At 72.3% G+C, this 19,460-nt stretch carries 16 protein-coding genes; 1 reads left to right on the forward strand and 15 read right to left on the reverse strand.

Going from position 1 to position 19,460, the window contains the following annotated elements; all coding sequences use genetic code 11:
- Position 1 precedes the first annotated feature (1 nt).
- Entirely contained in the window at positions 2-688 is a 687-nt protein-coding gene (locus ACFVH5_RS08300) for a phosphatase PAP2 family protein (protein WP_385832748.1), read from the forward strand.
- A gap of 12 nt (positions 689-700) precedes the next feature.
- On the opposite strand, the gene ACFVH5_RS08305 is transcribed toward ACFVH5_RS08300, so the two are convergent.
- From ACFVH5_RS08305 to ACFVH5_RS08375, 15 genes are all read right to left on the reverse strand, one after another.
- Positions 701-2,026: a glutamate-1-semialdehyde 2,1-aminomutase gene (locus tag ACFVH5_RS08305; RefSeq protein WP_385832749.1), complete on the reverse strand. Its 1,326-nt coding sequence runs from the start codon at positions 2,024-2,026 to the stop codon at positions 701-703.
- Positions 2,027-2,033: 7 nt separating this feature from the next.
- The gene (gene rfbC / locus ACFVH5_RS08310) at positions 2,034-2,585 is read right to left on the reverse strand and encodes a dTDP-4-dehydrorhamnose 3,5-epimerase (protein WP_385832751.1); all 552 of its coding nucleotides are present in this window, start codon (positions 2,583-2,585) and stop codon (positions 2,034-2,036) included.
- A gap of 5 nt (positions 2,586-2,590) precedes the next feature.
- Positions 2,591-3,811 carry a polysaccharide pyruvyl transferase family protein gene (locus ACFVH5_RS08315; RefSeq protein ID WP_385832752.1) on the reverse strand — a complete coding sequence of 407 codons (1,221 nt, stop codon included), beginning with the start codon at positions 3,809-3,811 and terminating at the stop codon, positions 2,591-2,593.
- A 62-nt stretch (positions 3,812-3,873) separates the two neighbouring features.
- Complete coding sequence (locus tag ACFVH5_RS08320; protein WP_385832753.1) at positions 3,874-4,821, reverse strand: glycosyltransferase family 2 protein; 948 nt, start codon at positions 4,819-4,821, stop codon at positions 3,874-3,876.
- Positions 4,818-6,146, reverse strand: coding sequence for a hypothetical protein (locus ACFVH5_RS08325; protein WP_385832781.1), 1,329 nt, complete (start codon positions 6,144-6,146; stop codon positions 4,818-4,820). Before ACFVH5_RS08325 ends, ACFVH5_RS08320 begins: the two co-directional genes overlap by 4 nt.
- 5 nt (positions 6,147-6,151) lie before the next feature.
- Positions 6,152-7,426, reverse strand: a complete 1,275-nt coding sequence (locus ACFVH5_RS08330; protein ID WP_385832754.1) for a DUF4910 domain-containing protein — start codon at positions 7,424-7,426, stop codon at positions 6,152-6,154.
- Positions 7,423-8,448: an NAD-dependent epimerase/dehydratase family protein gene (locus ACFVH5_RS08335; RefSeq protein WP_384811882.1), complete on the reverse strand. Its 1,026-nt coding sequence runs from the start codon at positions 8,446-8,448 to the stop codon at positions 7,423-7,425. The genes ACFVH5_RS08330 and ACFVH5_RS08335 overlap by 4 nt, the downstream gene beginning before the upstream one ends.
- Before the next feature lie 3 nt (positions 8,449-8,451).
- Positions 8,452-9,129: a PIG-L deacetylase family protein gene (locus ACFVH5_RS08340; protein ID WP_385832755.1), complete on the reverse strand. Its 678-nt coding sequence runs from the start codon at positions 9,127-9,129 to the stop codon at positions 8,452-8,454.
- A complete protein-coding gene (locus ACFVH5_RS08345; protein WP_385832756.1) occupies positions 9,126-9,944 on the reverse strand; it encodes a glucose-1-phosphate cytidylyltransferase in 819 nt (272 codons plus the stop codon). The genes ACFVH5_RS08340 and ACFVH5_RS08345 overlap by 4 nt, the downstream gene beginning before the upstream one ends.
- Positions 9,945-9,957: 13 nt before the next feature.
- The gene (locus tag ACFVH5_RS08350) at positions 9,958-11,193 is read right to left on the reverse strand and encodes a class I SAM-dependent methyltransferase (protein ID WP_385832757.1); all 1,236 of its coding nucleotides are present in this window, start codon (positions 11,191-11,193) and stop codon (positions 9,958-9,960) included.
- Entirely contained in the window at positions 11,190-12,464 is a 1,275-nt protein-coding gene (locus ACFVH5_RS08355; protein ID WP_385832782.1) for a glycosyltransferase, read from the reverse strand. Before ACFVH5_RS08355 ends, ACFVH5_RS08350 begins: the two co-directional genes overlap by 4 nt.
- 8 nt (positions 12,465-12,472) lie before the next feature.
- Complete coding sequence (locus tag ACFVH5_RS08360) at positions 12,473-13,708, reverse strand: O-antigen ligase domain-containing protein (RefSeq protein WP_385832758.1); 1,236 nt, start codon at positions 13,706-13,708, stop codon at positions 12,473-12,475.
- A gap of 1 nt (position 13,709) precedes the next feature.
- Positions 13,710-15,233 carry a right-handed parallel beta-helix repeat-containing protein gene (locus ACFVH5_RS08365; RefSeq protein ID WP_385832759.1) on the reverse strand — a complete coding sequence of 508 codons (1,524 nt, stop codon included), beginning with the start codon at positions 15,231-15,233 and terminating at the stop codon, positions 13,710-13,712.
- A gap of 14 nt (positions 15,234-15,247) precedes the next feature.
- A complete protein-coding gene (locus ACFVH5_RS08370; RefSeq protein ID WP_385832760.1) occupies positions 15,248-17,248 on the reverse strand; it encodes an alginate lyase family protein in 2,001 nt (666 codons plus the stop codon).
- Positions 17,245-19,455 (reverse strand): bi-domain-containing oxidoreductase, encoded by a 2,211-nt coding sequence (locus ACFVH5_RS08375; RefSeq protein ID WP_385832761.1) that lies wholly within the window; start codon positions 19,453-19,455, stop codon positions 17,245-17,247. Before ACFVH5_RS08375 ends, ACFVH5_RS08370 begins: the two co-directional genes overlap by 4 nt.
- Positions 19,456-19,460 lie beyond the last annotated feature (5 nt).

A 19,460-nucleotide genomic window follows, 5' to 3' on the forward strand; every position in this document is an offset into this window, starting at 1 on the left:
GGTGGCCTCAGAGACTGATACCCGCCCGACATCCCCGGTGTTGCCCCAGTCGTCGCGCGCGGGGCTCGGGGTGATCGCGGTTCTCGCCGCCGCCGTTGTCGTCGCCCTCGGCGTCATGTACGCCGGGCACACCCGACCCGGCACCGTGGACAGGTGGTTCGTCGAGCCGACGGACGACAGCGTGCGGTCGCCGTGGCGGAACATCGCGCTCGCCATCGACTTCCTCGGCGAGCCCGTCGGAGCGGCGGCGCTCATCCTGGTCGCCGTGGCGGGCTGCCTGCTGCGTCGGCGAACGCGCGCCGCCGTCCTCGTCGTGGCCGGGGTCGGCGTCACCGTCGTGGTGGCGACCCTCTTCAAGTCCCTGGTGGGGCGGACCATCCACGGCCCCGACAACCTGTCCTACCCGAGCGGGCACACCGCGTTCCTCACCGCGCTCGCGCTCATCGTGGCGCTGCTCGCGGTTGGCCGGTCCGGTCCGGGCCGGACGGCCGGCACGCTGGTCGTGCTCGGCGCGGGCCTGGTGGCGGGCGCCACCATGGGCTGGGCGCAGGTCGCCCTGGGCGCGCACTATCCGACCGACGTCCTCGGCGGCTGGTGCACGGCGCTGGCGCTGGTACCCGCCACCGCGTGGCTGATCGACCGGGCGGGCGACCGCCGTCGCCCGCCCGGTCAGTCATGGCACCGCTGACGTCGTGTCCTGTCACGCCAGGCGGCGGAACACCGGTTTCACCGGGCGGCCGGTCAGCCAAGGGGTGGGGTCACCCGCGTCCAGCGCCTTCCGGTACACCGCGCACGCCTGGGCCACCACGTCCACGGTGTGTTCGATGTCGGCGTCACTGAGCGCGCTGCTCACCACGAACGACGGGGCGAGCACCCCGCCCGCCAGGAGCCGGTGCAGGAACAGGGTGCGGTATTCCTGCGACGGCTGCCCCTTCTCGTCGAGGGTCGCGAAGACCAGGTTGCTGGCCCGGCCCCGTACGACGACGTGGTCGCCGACGCCCATACCGGCGGCGGCCTCGCGGACACCGGCGGCCAGCCGCTCGCCGAGGGCGTGCAGCCGCGCGGTGATGCCCTCTTCGACGTAGGTGGTGAGTACCGCCATGGCCGCGGCCAGGGAGTGCGTCTCCGCGCCGTGCGTGGTGGACAGCAGGAACACCCGCTCGCCGGAGTGGCGCAGTCCGCCCCGCTCCATGAGGTCGCGGCGCCCGGCCAGCGCGGAGACCGCGAACCCGTTGCCGAGCGCCTTGCCGAACGTGGAGAGGTCGGGGACGACTCCGTACAGGCCCTGGGCGCCCGCCTCGGACCAGCGCAGGCCGGTGATCATCTCGTCGAAGATCAGTACGCAGCCGTGCCGGTCGGCCAGTTCGCGCAGGCCGGCGAGGTAGCCGGGCGGCGGCTCGGTGTGGGTGGCGGGTTCGAGGATGAGACAGGCGATCTCGTCCTGGTGCCGGGTGAGCAGTTCCTCCGTGGCGGCCAGGTCCCCGTACGGGAACGCCACCGTGAGGTCGGTGGTCGCCGCCGGGATGCCGGCCGCCATGGGTGTGGTGCCGATGAACCAGTCGTCCGTGGAGAAGAAGGGGTGGTCGCCGCAGATGGCCACCCGCTGGCGGCTCGTCACCGCGCGGGCCAGGCGTATCGCGGCGGTGGTGGCGTCCGAGCCGTTCTTCGCGAACTTCACCATCTCGGCGGTCGGCACGGTGGCCAGGAAGCGTTCCGCCGCCTCGACCTCCACGACGGACGGCCGGACGAAGTTGCTGCCGCGGTCCAGTTCGCGGCGTACCGCCTCGATGACGCGCGGGTGGGCGTGGCCGAGGCTGACCGACCGCAGGCCGGAGCCGTACTCGATGTAGCGGTTGCCGTCGACGTCCCAGACGTGGGCGCCGCGGCCGTGGTCGATGACCGGCGCCAGGTGCTCGGGGTACTGGTCGTCGCCCTTGGCGTACGTGTGCGCGCCCCCGGGGATCAGGGCGTGCAGCCGCTCGTTGGCCAGCGTCGACCGGGGCAGGGTGAACTCTTCGGTGTCCACGGTGACTTCAGCTCTCTCTCTGCTTCAGGACCTCGGCGAGGCTGGGCGCCTCCCGGTCCCGCTGGGACATCGAGGTGGCGGGCAGCGGCCAGGGGATGCCGAGTTCCGGGTCGTCGAAGGCGATCGTCACGTCCTCGGCCGGATCGTGCGGGCGGTCGATGCGGTAGGAGGTGTCGGTGGTCTCGGTCAGCGCCTGGAAGCCGTGCGCGCAGCCCGCCGGGATGTAGAGGGTCTTCTGCGTCTCGCCCGACAGCTCGAACGAGGCCACGTTGCGGTACGTCGGCGAGTCCGGCCGCAGGTCCACGACGACGTCGAAGATCTTCCCGTACGAGCAGCGCACGAGCTTGGCCTCGCCCGCTCCGGAGCGCAGGTGCAGGCCGCGCAGGACACCCCGGACCGAGCGGGACACACTGTCCTGGATGAAGGCGTTCGGGTCCAGGCCCACCGAGCGGACCACGTCGGCGTCGAAGGTGCGGCAGAAGAAGCCGCGCTCGTCGGCGTACGGCGTCGGTTCGAACAGGTACGCGCCGGCGATCGCCGGGACTTCGGTCGCTTTCATGAGGTTCACGAGGCCTTCCGCAGGGCGTGTTCGGGGTGGGCGGCCGGGAACAGGGCCGAGGTCAACGCGGTGAACTGGTCGTCGAGTTGGCGGGTGGCGAGCTGGTTCCGCTCGGTGAGGGTCCGCCGGACCTCCGGCGCTCGCCGTTCCAATGCGCGGAACTGCTCCAGCAGTCGGTCCGCGTCGACCTCGCGGGCCGGGTGGCAGTACGCGTCGAGACCCATCCGGGCCATGAGCGCGTCGCTCTTCGCCGCGTAGCTGAGGGCGAGCGTCGGTGTGCCGGCCTTCAGCGCGCAGATCAGGTTGTGGTAGCGGGTCGCCACGACGGTGTCGGCCGCCGCCATCTCCTTCATCAGGTCGGCCAGCGAGGACGCTTCGGAGGCGGTGACCAGGGGTGAGTCCACCGCGGCGAGGATCGCGGCGACCACCGACGCGTCGCACTCGTCGCCGGTGAGCAGCCGGACCGGTCTGCCGTCCTCGACGAGCGCGCGGACGAACCGGGTCGTCCCGTCGAGGTAGCGGCGGTGGATCTCCTCGGCGCGGGCGCGGTCGTCGTTGCCGCCGTGGAAGTCCATGACGCCGACGCAGACCGGGCCCGGGGAGCCCGCAGGCCGTTCGGAGGACGTGCTCGCCCGCGGTGTCGGCAGGGCGAACGCCAGGTCCGGGTAGACCTCGTCGTGTGCGGTGTCCACACCCATGTCCCGCAGCGCGTCCCGCGAGAGGGCGTCCCGGTACGACCGGTACGCGGCCAGCCGCGCCGACCAGCGCACCAGGGCCCGGGTCGGCCGGTTGCCGATCGCGGCGGCGCCGACGCCGACGAGCGCGACGCGGGTGCCGAACAGCCGGCCGCTCGCGCAGAGCAGGAAGAGGGAGTAAGGGAAGCCCCAGGGCCGCAGGGGCAGCGTGGCCTCCAGGACGCCCATGCCCGGCACGATCACCACGTCGTGCTTGCGTACCCAGGCCGCGGTGCGGAAGACGTCGACGAACTTGCCGAGGCCCTTGCCCACCATCGAGCCCAGGCGTGACGCGGTCCGGTACTCCCCCCGGTACCAGTGCAGCCGGGTCGCGGGAATCCGGTAGCGGGCCGTGACGACGTCCGGTCCCCCGCACAGCGCGTCCACGGCCGCGTCCGGATGCTGGGCGCGGAGGTATCCGAGTACGGCCTCCAGCGATCCGTCGTTGCCGAGGTTCCCGGAGCCGAGCAGGCCGAACACCCCTACGCGCACCGGGGTTTCCCCCTCAGGCACCCCGGCCGCCCCAGACCCGCCGGGCGCCCCGGTTCCGGGCTTCACGCCTGCCTGCCCTCACGGCCGGCGACGACGGCGTCCACGGAGACGGCGTACCGGGCCGGGTCGACCGGGGCACGGTCCTCGACCCGCTCGCCCGCGCCGGGCCGGGCCCGGCTGGTCATCCAGGAGGCCAGATGGCGGTGGCAGGCGCGCCGGTCGGCCGGGGACAGCGGCGCCCGCCGGATCGCCGAGGCGAAGCCCCAGACGTACTCGGCGAGCAGCCGGGGCGTCGGGTGCAGGAGGCCTGCCCGGCGCGGGTCCAGGTTGACGCAGCGGGAGCGCTTGGAGGGGTTCGCCCGCTCGGCGCGGGTGGGGTGGTCGCGGCGGAAGTACAGCAGCTCCGGCACCTGGTGGAAGGGGCCGTGCAGGGTGATCTCGGCGACGAACGTACGGTCCGCGTGGTGGTAGCTGTCGTGCGGCTTCACCCGGCGCAGCATGTCGGCCCGCATCACGCCGTAGAAGTCGTCGCCGCCCGGCTCGAACAGCAGGCTGCGGAAGCGCTCGGGCGCGTGCGGCGAGTCGGTGGCCAGCCTGTACTCGTAGGGGACCTTGACCTTGCCGTCGCCGTCGATGACGGCCTGGCCGCTGTGCGCGAGGACCACGTCGGGGCGCTCGTCCAGGGTCTCGACACAGGCCCGCAGCAGGTCGCGGGCGTACAGGTCGTCGTGCGAGGCCCACTTGAACAGTTCGCCGCGGCACTCGGTGAACACGTAGTTGTGGTTCGGCGCGGCGCCGATGTTCCGGGGCAGCCGGATGTACCGGATGCGCGCGTCCCGTGCGGCGTACTCGCGGCAGATGTCCTGGGTCCCGTCGGCCGAGGCGTTGTCGGAGATGACCAGCTCGAAGTCCTCGTACGTCTGGCCGAGCAGGGCGTCGAGCGACTCGGCGAGGTACTCCTCGCCGTTGTAGACGGGCAGGCCGACGCTCAGCCTGGGGTGGGCGGTCATGAGGTCCTCACTTCGGGAATGGGATGGTGGGCGCGCTCGCGCAGAGCGGACCGCAGTTGGAGCCACCAGACGGCCGAGGCGCAGACGGTCGCGGCGGCGACACCCCAGGCCGAGCCGACCGTGCCGGCCAGGGCGGCTCCGCCGAGACCGCCGCCGACATAGCAGGCGGAGGCGAAGAGCTGGCAGCGCAGGCTGCGGCGGGCGGCGGCGAGGGCGCGCAGCCCGGCCGCCGCGCCGCTGCCGAGTCCGGCGCCCGCGACGCCGAGCGTGGCGGGCACGATGAGCTGCGAGGCGGAGTTCCAGACGTCGCCGAGCACGAACTCGCCCGCCCGGTCGGGCATCAGCAGCAGGGCCGCGCCCCAGAGCAGCGCGGCGGCGGCCTGTCCGCCGCCGAGGAGGAGGCAGAACGTGGCCAGCCGGTGCGGGGCCCGCCGCAGTACGCGGGCCGCCTCCGCGACGGTGACCAGGGAAAGGCCCATGAGGAGGGCGAGGAACGGGCCGAGGAGCAGTTCCGCGCCCCGGACCGCGCCCACCGCGCCGACACCGACGATCACGCCGAGCCCGTACGCGCGCAGTTGGCTCGCGCCGCTGAGGCTGACGTTCTCCACCAAGTACCGGTAGCCGAGGTCGCGTTGCTCGCGCAGCCAGCCGTGTGCCCGGGTCAGCCGGGGCCGGATGCCGGACTGGAGGCAGCCGTACCCGGCGGCGACCGCGGCGGACACACCCCAGGCGAGGACGAAGGCGGCGACGGTGTCCACGCGGGCCGCGATCACCATGGCCGGGACGAGCGCGACGCCCCACACGAGGTCGTTGACGAACGCCTTCCGGCCGGCGCCCGCGGCGAAGAACGCGAACCGCCAGGCGTCCTGGAGGAGCAGTGCGGGCAGGACGACGCCGAGGGCGATGAACGCCGGTCCCACCCGTCCGCCGAGGCCCAGGCCGACCAGCAGGCACACTGCGCCGAGGGCCGCGCCCACGCCGAGCGCGGCGCCCGAGGAGCGGGCCGCCGCCGCCCGCCAGGACGCCTCCGGTACGCCGCTGAAGCGCACGACGAGCGGGTCGGTGGCGAGCCCGCGGGCGACGTTGAGCACCACGCCGTAGGTCAGCCAGGCCAGGCTGAACACGCCGAACGCGGTCAGTCCCAGCGAGCGTGCCACGTAGATGCCCACCGCGAAGTTGGTCATGCTGGAGGCCGCCTGGTCGGCCAGTCCCCAGGACAGCCGGCCGACGATGCCCTTCCTGGCGGACCGGTCGGCGGACCGGCGGGCTTCGGCGGCCCCGTCGCCGTCCGCCGGTGTCGGTGGCTTCTCCCCCTCGGTGGCCATCGGCGTCATGCCTTGATCAGCCCGGCGCCGTGCAGGGCGTCGGCCGCGACGGCGACGGTGTCGAACGGCAGCTCCGCCCGTTCGGCGACGTCCAGCAGACTGTGTTCGCCGTCGGAGAGGCTGAGCACCCACAGCATGGCCATCTGGGCCTGCTTGGCGTCGCTGCGCCCGCCGAGCGAGTCGTACAACCCGCGCCTTCCCAGCTGCGGTTCGCCGTAGGGGCTGAGGTTGACGTAACTGCGGTTGCGGTCGAGCACGGCGAAGGCCTCGCGGCAGACGGCGAGGGTGTCCTCCAGCGCCTCCGGGGAGACGAAGTCCGGGTTGTCCCCCGAGGTGTGGTACTCGGGGTAGCCGGCGTACGGGGTCCGGCTGAGCGAGCCCACGCCGAGGTTGAACCCGGGTGAGCAGTACTGCCGCTCGTCGTAGCCGTACGGGGTGAACTCGTGGATCAGGTGCGGGCGTTGGGACGCGGTCAGCACATGTTGCAGCACGCGGTCGATCTCCGCGTCGCCGCGCCTGCTCCGCTTGTAGTTCAACTGGCCCGAGTCCCCCGCGCAGGCCAGTACGAGCCCGTGCTTGACGCGCTCGATCCGCTCCGCGTTGCGGGCCAGCCAGGTGATCGCCCCGACCGTGCCGGGCGCGAAGATGAACCGGTAGGTGTAGTACGGGGTCGTCCCCGCCAGTGTCCGGGCCAGGTAGGTCGCCACCGCGACGCCCGCCAGGTTGTCATTGGCGAGCGACGGGTGGCAGACGTGGCAGGAGACGATCACCTCGTCGGGGACCTGCCCCGGCACGACGTGCTCGGCGTAGGTGAGGTGTCCGTCGGCGAGCGTCGAGTCGATGCGCACCTCGTAGTCGCCGTCCGGCAGCCCGTCCAGGGTCTCCTGGGACAGGCAGAAGCCCCACTTCGGCTCGTAGTAACTCGTGCGGTACGGGACCAGGGCCGGCTGGTCCGGCAGGGTGTACAGGTGCTCGCGCAGCTCGGACAGCGGCATGGTGGCGGACACCGGGACGCTGTAGCCGAGCACGTGCAGGCTGGACGCGGCGAAGTCGACGACCCGGTTGCCCGCACTGTCGGCGATGTAGGCGTCCCGGATGTTCCACTCCTGCGGGACCGTCCAGTCGAGCACCTGCGTCCCGGTCGGCACCTCGTGCACCTGCAGCGGAACGTACTCGTCGACGATCTCCAGGGTGGCGCGCACCCCGTCGCCGGTGATGCTCCGGCAGAGCGGGTACAGCCGCTCCACCAGCGCGTGCATCTCCTCGCCGGGCGTGCTCATCGGCGCCACCGCAGGGTGTCGTCGACGGAGCCCGCCTCGGAGGCCGCGCGCAGCACGGCGAGGCGGGTGAAGCGCCGCTCGAAGTCCTCCTTGGTCAGCCCGTGTTTGCGGTAGGCGTCGGCGAGTTCGTGGGCGCCCTGCTTCACCGTCCACTCGCAGTCGAAGCCGGGGATCGCGGCGCGGAAGCGGGCGAAGTCCACGCGGTACGAGCGCGGGTCGGCGCCGTTCTCGCCGGTGATCCGCACCTTCGAGCCGGATACCGCCTCGGCGACCTGTTCGGCGATCTCGGCGACCGTGACGTTGTTGACCTCGCTGCCGATGTTGAACGCGCGGTCGTGCACGGCCTCCCGGGGCGCGGTCAGCGCGGCCGTGAAGGCGCGGGCGATGTCGGCGGCGTGCACCAGCGGGCGCCAGGGCGTGCCGTCGGAGAGCACCAGCACCTCGCCGGACAGGAGCGCGTGGCCCACGAGGTTGTTCAGCACGATGTCGGCGCGCAGCCGGGGCGAGTAGCCGAAGGCGGTGGCGTTGCGCATGAACACGGGGCTGAAGTCGTCGTCGGCGAGCGCGTGCAGGTCGTCCTCGACCCGCACCTTGGACTCCGCGTACGGCGTCACGGGGCGCAACGGGGCGTCCTCGGCCACGAGTTCGTCGCCGCCGGCGGCGCCGTAGACCGAGCAGGTGGACGCGTACAGGAAGCGCCGCACCCCGGCCTCGCGGGCCAGCCGGGCCAGTCGTACGGAGGCGTGGTGGTTGATGTCGTAGGTGAGGTCCGGTGCCAGCGCTCCCAGCGGGTCGTTGGAGAGCGCGGCCAGGTGGATCACGGCGTCCACCCCGGCCACGTGCTCGGCCGTGACGTCGCGCAGGTCCACCCGGTGCCCCCGCGGGTCGTCGGGCTGCGGGCCGAGGACGCAGTCGGCGAACAGGCCGGCGTCGAGACCGACGACCTCGTGCCCGGCGGCGGCGAGGACCGGGGCCATCACGGTGCCCAGGTAGCCCTGGTGGCCGGTCAGCAGTACGCGCACGGTTCATTCCCCCAGTGATGAAGTGCCCGGGTCACAAGTGCCCAGGTCGAGCGTGAGTTTGTGGACGGCGAACGCCTCGGCGTAGCGGGCGTGGCATTCGATGCCGCGGATGCGTGCGAGGCCGAGGAAGGCCTCCCGGTCGTACCAGGGCCGGTGCCGCTGAGAGGCGTAGTGCTCCTGCAGCAGCCGCACCTTCTGTTCGGCGGTGTCCGGCGTCAGCGGCTGGTACGCCGCCATCCGGCCGAGGTCGCCGTCCCATTTGACGATCTCGTAGCCCAGTACGAGGTGGTCGCGGAAGGCGGTGGGCAGCAGTCGCGCCAGGCCGCGGTGGTCCTGGTGCGCGTCGTCGGTCCGCGGTGCGAGGACCAGGTCCGGGTCGGTGCGCGCGCGCAGTTCCTCGACTGCGGCCTTGGCCTCCTCCCACTGCGCGGGCAGCCGGCCGTCCGCCAGTTTGAGCACGGTCAGCCGCAGGTCGGCGCCGGGGCAGAAGGCTTCGAGCGCGGCCCGCTCCTCCTGCTCGCGCTCGCTGCCGCCGCCGGTGAGGACCAGGGCGTCGACGCGCAGGCCGGGCCGGGCCAGGCACATCGTCAGCAGGGTGCCGCCGGCACCGATGGCGATGTCGTCGCAGTGCGCGCCCACCGCGACGATCCGGTCCAGGCGTCCGGACCCGAGCCCGATCACGCCGTCCCCGCCGAGACGCCGGCTCTGTGCCCGCTCACGCCGTCCCGCTCCCAGACGGCCCACGGGCGGTCGCCCCGGGCGTAGGCCTCGTCGAGCGCGGCCTTCTCCTTGACGGTGTCGGTCGGCTTCCAGAAGCCGCGGTGCTGGTGCGCCACCAGCCTTCCCTGCTTGGCCAGTTGGCCGCAGCCGTCGGCGACCAGGTCGCCGCCCTCCGGGATGTGGTCGAAGATCTCCTGGCGGAGCACGAAGTAGCCGCCGTTCTCCCACAACGGCATGTCGCTGACCGCGGTGATGCCTCCCACCAGGCCGTCCTCGCCGAGGTCGACGCAGTGGAACGAGGACTGCGGCGGCACCACCATCATCGACGCGCCCGCGTCACGGCGGGCGAACTGGTCGATCATCGTGGGCAGCGGGGCGTCGGTGAGCACGTCGGCGTAGTTGGCGAGGAACATCTCGTCGCCGTCGAGGTGGTGCCGTACCCGGCGCAGCCGCTCCCCGATCGGTGACTCGATGCCGGTCTGCGCGAACGTGATCGTCCAGTCGGCTATGTCGGTGGACAGCAACTCGGTCTGTCCCTGGCGCAGTACGAAGTCGTTGGAGGTCGTCTCCTCGTAGTTGAGGAAGAAGTCCTTGATGTGGTGTGCCCCGTAGCCGAGGCACAGGATGAACTCGGTGTGCCCGAAGTACGCGTAGTAGCGCATGACGTGCCAGATCAGCGGCCGGGGGCCGACCATGGCCATCGGCTTGGGCGTGTCGTCGGAGGCCCCGTTGCGCATGCGCAGCCCGTAACCGCCGCAGAACAGAACGACCTTCATGCTGCAATCTCCTTCACGACGCGTCCTCGACGATGCTGAGTTCCGGTATGGGAAAGACCAGCCGGCCGCCCCACTCGTGCACGAAGGACAGTTGCTCGACCAGTTCGGTCCGCAGGTTCCACGGCAGGACGAGCACGTAGTCCGGCTTGTCGGCGGCGATCTGCTCGGGTGCCAGGATCGGGATGCGGGTGCCCGGGGTGAACCTGCCGTGCTTGTACGGGTTGCGGTCGACGGTGTACGCGAGCAGGTCGGGCCGGATGCCGCAGTGGTTGAGCAGGGTGTTGCCCTTGCCGGGGGCGCCGTAGCCGACGACGGTCTCGCCGCGCTCGGCCGCCTCGATGAGGAACTTCAACAGGTCCCTGCGCACCTTGGCGACCCGGTCGGAGAACTCGGTGTAGCCGGACAGCTCCTGGAGCCCGGCGGCCTTCTCCCTGGCCAGTACGTCGGCCACCCGCTGCGACGGTTCGCCCGCCACCTCGGCGGGACGGGCATGGAGCCGGATGGAGCCGCCGTGGGTGGGCAGCAACTCGACGTCCACGAGGGCGAGTCCGCCGCTGGCGAGGGCCCGGATCGCGGACGCGACCGTGTAGTACTGGAAGTGCTCGTGGTAGATCGTGTCGTACTGGTTGTCCTCGATGAGGGTCAGCAGGTGCTGCACCTCGATGGAGACCCAGCCGTCGTCGGCGACCAGGGCGCGCAGTCCCTGGGTGAAGCCGACCACGTCGGGGATGTGCGCGTACACGTTGTTGGCGACGACCAGGTCCGCCGGGCCGTGTTCGGCGCGGACGGCGGCGCCGGTCTCCGGGGACAGGAACTCCGTGAGCGTGGGCACGCCCGCGTCGCGTGCGGCGGCACCGACGTTCACCGACGGCTCGATGCCCAGGCAGCGGATCCCCCGGTCCACCACGTGCTTCAGCAGATATCCGTCGTTGCTCGCGACCTCGACCACGAAGGCGTCGGGGCCGAGGCCCACCCGCTCCACGGCGTCGGCGACGAACGTCCGCGCGTGCTCCACCCAGGAGGTCGAGAAGGAGGAGAAGTACGCGTACTCCTTGAACGTGTCCTCCGGGGTGATCAGCGGAGGGATCTGCGCGAGCCAGCAGTCGGTGCAGACCCGCAGGTGCAGCGGGTACGCCGGTTCGGCTTCGTCCAGTTGTTCCGCGGCGAGGAAGCTCTCGCACGGCGGGGTCGCTCCCAGGTCGACGACGCTTTCGAGCGCCGCCGAGCCGCAGAGTCGGCATCGTGTCATCTACTGCCCCCATCCCGCTCGCGCAGGTGCCCCCGGCGCGAGCCAGTGTTTCCGTCACGTAGCGGCGGCGGGCCGTCCCCGCCGCCCGACCGCCCCGCGATCGCGGAGCGGTACCCCTCCACCAGGCGTTCCAGACCGACGGCCGGGCTGAAGCCCTGCTCGTACCGGCGCCGGGCCGCCCGGCCCATCTCCTGGTCGGCCTCCTGACCGGCCGTGATCCGGCGCAGGCAGGCGGCGAGCGAGGCGGGGTCGCCCGGCCGGTGCAGCAGCCCGCTCACCCCGTCCTCGACGAGTTCGACGAACGCTCCGTGCGCGGCGGCCACGGTCGGGACCCCGGCCGCCATGGCCTCCACGACCACCAGGCCGAACGCCTCCAGCCAGGTCGAGGGGGCCACCACGGCGACCGACCGCGCGATGGCCTGCCGGCACTGGGCGGGGTCGTACAGGCCGACGTAGCGCACGTCGTCCCGGTCCGCCGCCCAGGCGGTCACCTCGGCCTCCAGCGGTCCCGTACCGGCGATCATCAGCGGTACGCCCACCCCGCCGTCCGCCGCGAGCTCGTCCCACGCGGCCATCAGCAGCCGTACGCCCTTGGCCTCCGCGAGGCGGCCGAGGTAGAGCAGGTGCTCGCCGGGGCCCGTGCGGCGGACGTCCGGTTCGGGCACGAAGTTGTGCTTCACCGCGAGGCGTTCGGCGGGCATCCCGGACCGCACCAGGACGTCGCGCTGGGCGGCGGAGATGCAGAAGAACCGCTCCACGCCCGACCACCAGCGCCGCCGGTTGACCGACAGGCTGACCGCGAGCGGTACCGTCGCCAGCCGGGAGCCGCGGTAGCAGCCGTGCCGGACGGCGGGCAGCGGCGACGAGCCGACGCACTCGGTGCACGGCCGGCCGTCCCGCTGGAGCGTGCCGGGCGGGCAGACCTGGGTGTAGTTGTGCAGTGTGGCCACGGCGGGCACGCCCGCGTCGGCGCAGGCGGCGAGCACCGCGGGCGACAGGAGCGGGAAGACGTTGTGGATGTGCACCACGTCCGGCCGCTCGGCCCGGAGCCGGTCGGCGAGCTCCGAGCGGACCGCCGGGTTCCACGGCACCAGGAGCGGCAGCGCGGCCTTGCTCAGCAGGGACCGGCCGGCGATGTCGTCGCTGCGCCGCTCGAACAGGCCGACCCGGTGGCCGGCCGCGCGCAGCAGCTCGGCCTCCTGGTCCACGACGTTGTTCTCCCCGCTCGGCTGTGCCGAGTTGTAGCGGTTGTGCACCACGAGGACATGCATGTTCGAGGTCACCTCCCTTCCTTGGCCCAGCGCGGGACATGTCGTCTGGGGACCACCGGCCTAAGCGGAGGCGCGGGTGGGGCGGGCACTGCCAACAGCGAGGCGGCGAGGGCCAGATGGAGCAGATACGGTGAGGCGTCGCCGAGGCCCGCCTCGGTGTACGACGCGATCGCGCAGTAGCTGATCAGGAAGATCGCGCAGGCCCTCGGCAGCGAGGGCGGCCGGAGCAGCGCGACCCCGCCCAGCACGGCGAAGACGGCCGCCACGAGGACGACGCCGATCCAGCCCTGCTCGTGGTAGACGGCCAGCCAGCTGTTGTCGATCGGCAGCCCGCCGAACGACTTGTCGCCCAGGCCCATCCCGAACAGCTTCTCCCCGGTCGTCCGGGGCTCCGCCAGCAGGGCGTCCCAGACCTTGGCCCGGCCGGTGAGGCTGGTGAGGTTCTCCTGGCTCTGGCCGCGCAGGAACCAGGTCCGCAGCGCGGAGGCGAACCCCACCGCGGCCACCACGGCGACGAGGACCGCCCAGGTGAAGAAGCGGCGGGCGGCGGCGCTGGTCAGGACGAGCGAGCCGATCGCCAGCACCAGCCCGATGAGCATGCCGATGGTGGCCGTGCGGGTGTGGGTCAGCGCGAGCAGGACCAGTGAGGGCACGATGACGACCGTCGCGCTGGTGCGGTCGGCCCGGCGGCCCAGCACGAGCAGCACGGTGAGCCCGATGATCACCGCCGCGTACTGTCCGATCTGCGGCGGGGTGAGCGGCCACAGGGCGCCGACCAGCCGCCCGCCGTACAGCTCGGGCATGGCCGCGCCCGGGGAGACGACCAGGCCCGCGGCGACCGACCCGAGGACCGCGAAGTACATCCGGATGTGGTGCCGTACGAAGGTCAGGTCGCCGTCCCACCAGCGGCTGAGCAGCCACAGCGTGCCGACGAAGAGGGCCAGCCGGGTGCAGCGGAACAACGCGCCGAGCCCCGACTCCAGTTGGAGGCTGGAGATCAGGCTCGGCACCAGCAGCAGGGTGAGCAGGAGCACGAAGGCGCTGGCCCGGATGCGCAGTCGGAGATTGAGCGCGAGCGCCAGCGTGAACGCGGCGACCAGCGCGCCCATGGTGACCAGCTGGATGAGCGAGCGCGGCAGCGGGACGATGGTCTTCGCCCCGGCGGAACCCAGCGTGTTGAGGATCAGCAGGCCCCAGACGACGCCGACGAGCTTGGGTGTGCCGCTGCGCAGGTCCTCGGTCATCTCAACCACCGGCCTGCGGGTCGAGGGTGCTGCCGGTGTCCTGCTGGTAGGGCGTGCCCTGCCACTGGCCGAAGTCGAGCACCCGGCTGGGGTCGTGGGCGACGAACTGCCAGGGTCCGACGTACACGTTGTCGTGCCAGCGGTTGTGCTGCCTGCGGGTGATCGCCTCGGCCACCTTCTCGCCCTTGTACGGCGACCACTTGGGGTAGGTGCCGTAGTTGGACAGCACCGCCATGCGGTCGCACTTGGCCGTGCACTCGACGACGGACTTGTCCAGCGTGAAGCGGTTGTCGTGGATGTCCACGCGCTGGGTCTTCCACCGGCAGTCGCCGTACAGCGGTGCGCTGGCGATCGCGGGTCGCTTGCAGCGGTCGGTGTCCCGCATCAGCAGGGTGCAGTCCCCGGACGAGGTGTTGGCGGGGCTGTTGCAGAACCGGTCGGCGTTCTCCCACAGGGTGATGCCGGACCAGTTGTTCTCCAGTACGTTCCCGTAGATCTCGATCTTGTCCGTGCGGGCGCGGACCCGGGGTTCGCCGCCGGACTCGGACAGGTAGACGGTCGCGAAGGGGAAGCTGTCGCCGCGCTCGGCGTACTTGCGGCCCTCGACCCAGTTGTTCCGCCGGATCGTGTTCTTCCGGATGACCGCGTTGTAGCTGGTCTCGTACATCAGCGCGGCGCCGTCGTTGTCCTCGAGGACGTTGTCCTCGATGCGGAAGTCGTTGTTGTTGGTGTCCGCCCACAGCCCGGCGCCGCGGTTGTCGTGCACCCAGTTGCCGCGGATGTCGGCGCCGTCGACGGCCCAGAACTTGATGCCTCCGGTGCAGCCGCAGCCCTCCCGCCGACGCTCCCAGTCGCCGGTGTTGTTGCCCGTGATCTCGTTGCCCTCGACCACCAGGTCCTTGAGGGGGTCGCCGGACTTGTACGCGTTCATGCCGTACTGGCCGTTGTCCCGCAGGCAGTTGGCGCGGACCCGCTGGCGGGCTCCGGCCATCAGCCCGGCGCCGGAGTTGCGCTGGATCGTGGCGTGCTCGATCACCCATCCGTCGGCCGAGTCGTGGTTGACCACGCCCTCGTCGTGCGGCGCGACGAAGTTCTGCACGGTCAGATGGCGGATGGTGACGTCACGGGCGGTGCCGCCGAACGCGTACTGGTTGGTCTTGTGGCCGTCGAGGACCGCGCCCGGCGCGCCGAGGTAGCGGTCCCCCTTCTTGGGGATGACCTGCGCGTAACGGTCCGCTTCGAGCCGGTGCGTGCCCGGCTTGAGCCAGAACGTGGTGTCCGGTGGGCTGCTCTTGGTCTTGGCGGCCAGATCACCGGTCTTCGCGGGGTCGACCGTCACCGCTCCCGCCGGTGCCTTCGCCGGTCCGGCCGCGGGCTTGGCGCACACGCCCGCCACGGACCGGGCGCCGGACGTGGACGGCGCGGCGGTCGGCTCCGACGGGGCGTCCGGCGTGCTCACACAGCCGGTCGCCAGGACGGCCAGCGCCGCCACCGGCAACGCCCGCCTCCGCCACTTGAATCGCACGCTTCCTCCCCTTTCTAGTCCCGGAACCTGAGTACGGTCGTGAACTGCCGGGCGCTGTCGGCGAATCCGGTGCCGACGAGCGTGGTGGCGGGCTCCTTGCGTCCGAAGCCCGCGGAGTACCAGCCGAGCGGCGGGTCGCTCTCGCCTCGGTGCGCCCGCCAGTTCAGCTCCCCGGGCAGATCGAGGACGGCGGAGCGGGTCTCGCCGTCGCGCGTCCAACTGAGTTCGGCCCGGTCCCCCGTCAGGTCCGCGGTGATCGCGGGCCCGAGGTGGAAGGCCAGGCGCGCGGCCCGGCGCGGGCCCCGTACCTCGTCGACCACGCGCAACTCCGCTGTGTCTGGCGTCAGTTCCACCCGGCGGCGGTGCACCGAGCCCTGGTAGCCGTCGTGTTCGGCGCACCAGCGGGAGACACCCTCGTCGGAGGTGCGCGCGTCGAGGACGCGGGTGCGGGCGTGCCGGGTCCACAGGAACGGCCCGCCGGAGACGGACTGGTCGGTGCCGTCCAGCTGCAGAGTGTTGTGGCCGAGGGTGGAGCGGAAGTACTGCCGCCACTCGGGCTGCCCGTGGTAGCAGAACGTCCCCGGGTCGGCGAGGACGTCGACCCCGTCGTGTCTGACCTCCACGGACAGCGCGTCCGCGTGGGCGTGCGCGGCGATGGACAGGAAGCCGTGCGGACCGCCGTCGCAGCGGCACCAGATCCCGTCCGGGCCCCGCAGGACGGTGAGCCCGGCGTCGGCGAAGTGGGCCGGACGCGATGCCGGACGGGTCACCGCCGCCGTGGTCCCGTGGTGCGGGGACGGCTCGTTCTCCGCGTTCGGCCGTGCCTTCGCGTACGGGTGGATGAGCGCGGCCAGCAGCGGGGTGCGTACGTCGGTGCCGGTCACCTCCGGCCACCAGTCGAGCCGGCCGAACACGGCGTCCCCGGTGGCCAGCAGCGAGGCCCAGCGGTCGGTGCCCGTGCCGTCCACGATCAGACCGTGCCCGTCGTCCGCGTCCCCCTGGCGCGGTGGCCGCAGCCGGTCGTCCACGACGGCGGCGAGCGCGTCGGTCATCCGCAGCAGCACCAGGCGCACCGTCGCGGGGACGGGTACGTCGGCGGCGTCCGCCTCGGCCAGCGCGGCCAGGCCGAGTTCCAGGACGAGTCCGTGGTACTCACCGGCCAGCTCGCGGTTGAGGCCGGAGAGGAAGGTGTTGGCGCGCAGGTGCCGGTCGAGGGACCGCAGCGCGTCCGTGCGCCACCGGGTGGAGGCGGGGAACCAGTCGAACGCGCAGGCCGCGGCGAACTGTCCGGCGGTCTCGGCGATGATGTGGTTGTTCGCCGACGAACCCCGGCTGGGGAAGGCGGCCAGCCAGCGCTGGTGGTGCCAGATCTGGTTCCGCGCCACCGCGTTGTCCTCGAACAGCCCGGCCGCGCCCTGCCAGCCGTCGAGGAGCCGGCGGATCCACACCCAGGACAGCAGCCGGATGCCCAGCTCGATACCGCTGATCCAGTGCACGCCCTGCAGCGGCGGGTTGACCGTCCACCACGAGCGCAGATGTGCGGCCACGCGCTCGGCGTACCGCTCGTTCCCGGTGATCGCGTAGGCGGCGGCGAGCACGGTGAGGTACTGGTGCCGGGACGGCTCCCAGATCTGCTTGATGTCCCCGGCCGCGTCCTCGCTGCGGTACGGCACGTCGAAGGCGTAGCCCCCCGGGGCCCGGCGCCCGGTCTTCGGGTCGTACCACCAGTCCGGGTCGGCCAGGTCGTCCCGGACCACGCCGAAGAACTCGGCGTGGCCGTCCATCAGCCGGTCCGCCTCGGCGACGAGCCGTTTCGCGGCGTCCGGAGGTATCGCGGCGATCGTTCCCGCGGGCAGTGCCGCGGTGAACCGGGCGCCGGTCACGCTCGGCGCGTCGGGCGGCTGCGCCCGCCACCGCCGTCTGCGCACCGTGTCGCCCGCCCGGCCTGCGACCTCCAGCGGTCCCATCCGGGACAGTCGCCGCAGGTACCAGCCCGCGGTGGTGCTCACGGTCATCGCGCCCCCGTCAACGTCACCGGCACGCCGCCGGCCAGGCCGGACGGCACGGCGAGGGTGGCCGCCGTGGTGGCGACCAGCGACTCCAGCGGCACCGGCATGGGCCCGCCGGTCCGCACGGCCCTGATGAACGCGGCGAGTTCGGCGTTCTGGCCCTTGTCCCGGGCCTTGGGCAGCCGTGAACTGACCCACCGCTTCCGTCCGGACCCGCCGTCGGAATACACCGAGGCACGGACGAAGTCGTCGAGCCGCAGCACCTTGCCGTCGGCGACGAGGTCCAGGGTCTCCTTGGGGAAGCCGGCCGCGCCCGTGGTGACGTAACTGATGGTGGCGGTGGACCCGTCGGGGTAGCGCAGCACCACGTTCAGGTCCTCGTTGCCGGGCGCGGCGGTGGCGTACACCGATTCCGGGTCCGCGTCGAGGAGCCAGCTCGCGGTGTCGATGAAGTGGCCGCCCTCGCCGGCGAACCGGGATCCCTCGGTGCCCTGCTGGAGGTACCAGCTGCCGCCCTGCAGGCGGCCCGCGTTGACCAGGTAGCGCAGGCTCGCCGGTCCTGTCCGGGCGCCGAACTTCTTCCTGGCCTCCGTGAGCAGGGGCGCGAAGCGGCGGTTGAAGCCCACCTGCAGCCGGTCGTTGCCGGATTCCTCCACGGCAGCGAGCACACCGGCCAGCTCGTCCTCGGAGAGCGCGAGGGGCTTCTCCACGAAGACCGCCTTGCCCGCGAGCAGTGCCCGGCGGGTCAGTTCGGCGTGCGAGCTGTGCCGGGTGACGACGAACACCGCGTCGACGGACTTGTCGTCGAGCATGGCGTCGAGGTCGGTGCTCGCCTCCTTGAAACCGAACTTCCGCTTCGCGTTGGCCGCCGAGAGGGCCGTCGTGGTGACGACCGTGGTCAGCTCGACGCCGTCGCGCTGGGCCAGGTGCGGCAGCAGCATCGACGTCGCGTAGTTCCCCGCGCCGGCGAACGCCACCCGCACCGGCGCGTCGGCCGACCGGGCCGGGGCGGACGGTTTCCCACCGCGTCGCACCTCGGGCACGGTCACCGTGGGCGCGGGGGTATCCGCCCCGGCCGGGTCGTCGGCGCGGCCGGGGTAGCGGAACAGCACGGCGACGGCCTTCAACTCGCCGTCCTTGAGGCGCTGGTACGTCTCGACGGCGTCGTCGAAGTCGGCGACGTGCGAGATCAGGGGCTCCACGTCGACGCGGCCACGGGCGGCGAGATCGAGGAAGCACGCCAGGTTGCGGCGCTCGGTCCAGCGCACATAGCCGATCGGGTAGTCCCGTCCCTCCAGCTCGTACGACGGGTCGTAGCGCCCGGGGCCGTAGCTGCGGGAGAAGCGGACGTCGAGTTCCTTCTCGTAGTACGCGTTCCAGGGCAGGTCCAGCCGGCACTTGCCGATGTCGACGACCCGGCCGCGGTCCCTGCAGAGCCGGGCGGCCAGCTCGACGGGCTGGTTGCTGCCGCCGCCCGCCGCCAGATACACCTGGTCCACGCCGTGGCCGTCGGTGAGTTCGGCGACGGCCGCCTCCACGGCCGCGGACGCGGGGTCCCCGCAGGCCGCGGCGCCCAGGCGTTCGGCGAGTGCGCAGCGCGCCGGGTCGGGGTCGGCCCCGACGACGCGTACTCCCGAGGCGGTGAGGAGCTGGGCCACGAGCTGCCCGATCAGGCCGAGGCCGATGACCAGCGCCACCTCGCCGAGCTGCGGCTCGCCCTGCCGGACGCCCTGCATCGCGATCGAGCCGACGGTGCCGAAGGCCGCGTGCCGGGGCGCGAGACCGTCCGGGACCGGGGTGTAGAGGTTCTTCGGCACCCAGTTCAGTTCGGCGTGCAGCGCGTGCTCGTTGCCCGCGCAGGCCACGAGGTCGCCGACCTTCACATCGTCGGTCCCGGGGCCGACCTGCTCGACCACCCCGCACAGCGAGTAGCCGAGCGGGGTGTACGAGTCGAGCTTGCCCATCACCTTGCGGTAGGTGGCGGGCACGCCGTTGGTGGCCACGCTCTGCATGACCTTGGCCACCTGGTCCGGCCGGGAGCGGGCCTTGCCCACCATCGACATACCGGCCTCGGACACCTTCATGAGCTCGGTGCCGGTGGAGATCAGCGAGAAGGCGCTGCGGACCAGCACCCCGCCGGGCTTGCACCCCGGCACGGGCACGTCGAGCAGCGCCAGTTCGCCGCTCTTGTAGTTCTGCACAACCTGTTTCACCCGAG

Origin of the sequence: Streptomyces sp. NPDC127119, from assembly GCF_042677425.1 — a bacterium.
GTDB lineage: Bacteria > Actinomycetota > Actinomycetes > Streptomycetales > Streptomycetaceae > Streptomyces.

Coding starts and splice junctions, on each gene's coding strand:
- rfbC (WP_385832751.1), bottom strand. CDS start 2,585: ATGAAAGCGACCGAAGTCCCGGCGATCGCCGGCGCGTACCTGTTCGAA.
- ACFVH5_RS08320 (WP_385832753.1), bottom strand. CDS start 4,821: ATGACCGCCCACCCCAGGCTGAGCGTCGGCCTGCCCGTCTACAACGGC.
- ACFVH5_RS08325 (WP_385832781.1), bottom strand. CDS start 6,146: ATGGCCACCGAGGGGGAGAAGCCACCGACACCGGCGGACGGCGACGGG.
- ACFVH5_RS08330 (WP_385832754.1), bottom strand. CDS start 7,426: ATGAGCACGCCCGGCGAGGAGATGCACGCGCTGGTGGAGCGGCTGTAC.
- ACFVH5_RS08345 (WP_385832756.1), bottom strand. CDS start 9,944: ATGAAGGTCGTTCTGTTCTGCGGCGGTTACGGGCTGCGCATGCGCAAC.
- ACFVH5_RS08350 (WP_385832757.1), bottom strand. CDS start 11,193: ATGACACGATGCCGACTCTGCGGCTCGGCGGCGCTCGAAAGCGTCGTC.
- ACFVH5_RS08355 (WP_385832782.1), bottom strand. CDS start 12,464: ATGCATGTCCTCGTGGTGCACAACCGCTACAACTCGGCACAGCCGAGC.
- ACFVH5_RS08360 (WP_385832758.1), bottom strand. CDS start 13,708: ATGACCGAGGACCTGCGCAGCGGCACACCCAAGCTCGTCGGCGTCGTC.
- ACFVH5_RS08370 (WP_385832760.1), bottom strand. CDS start 17,248: ATGACCGTGAGCACCACCGCGGGCTGGTACCTGCGGCGACTGTCCCGG.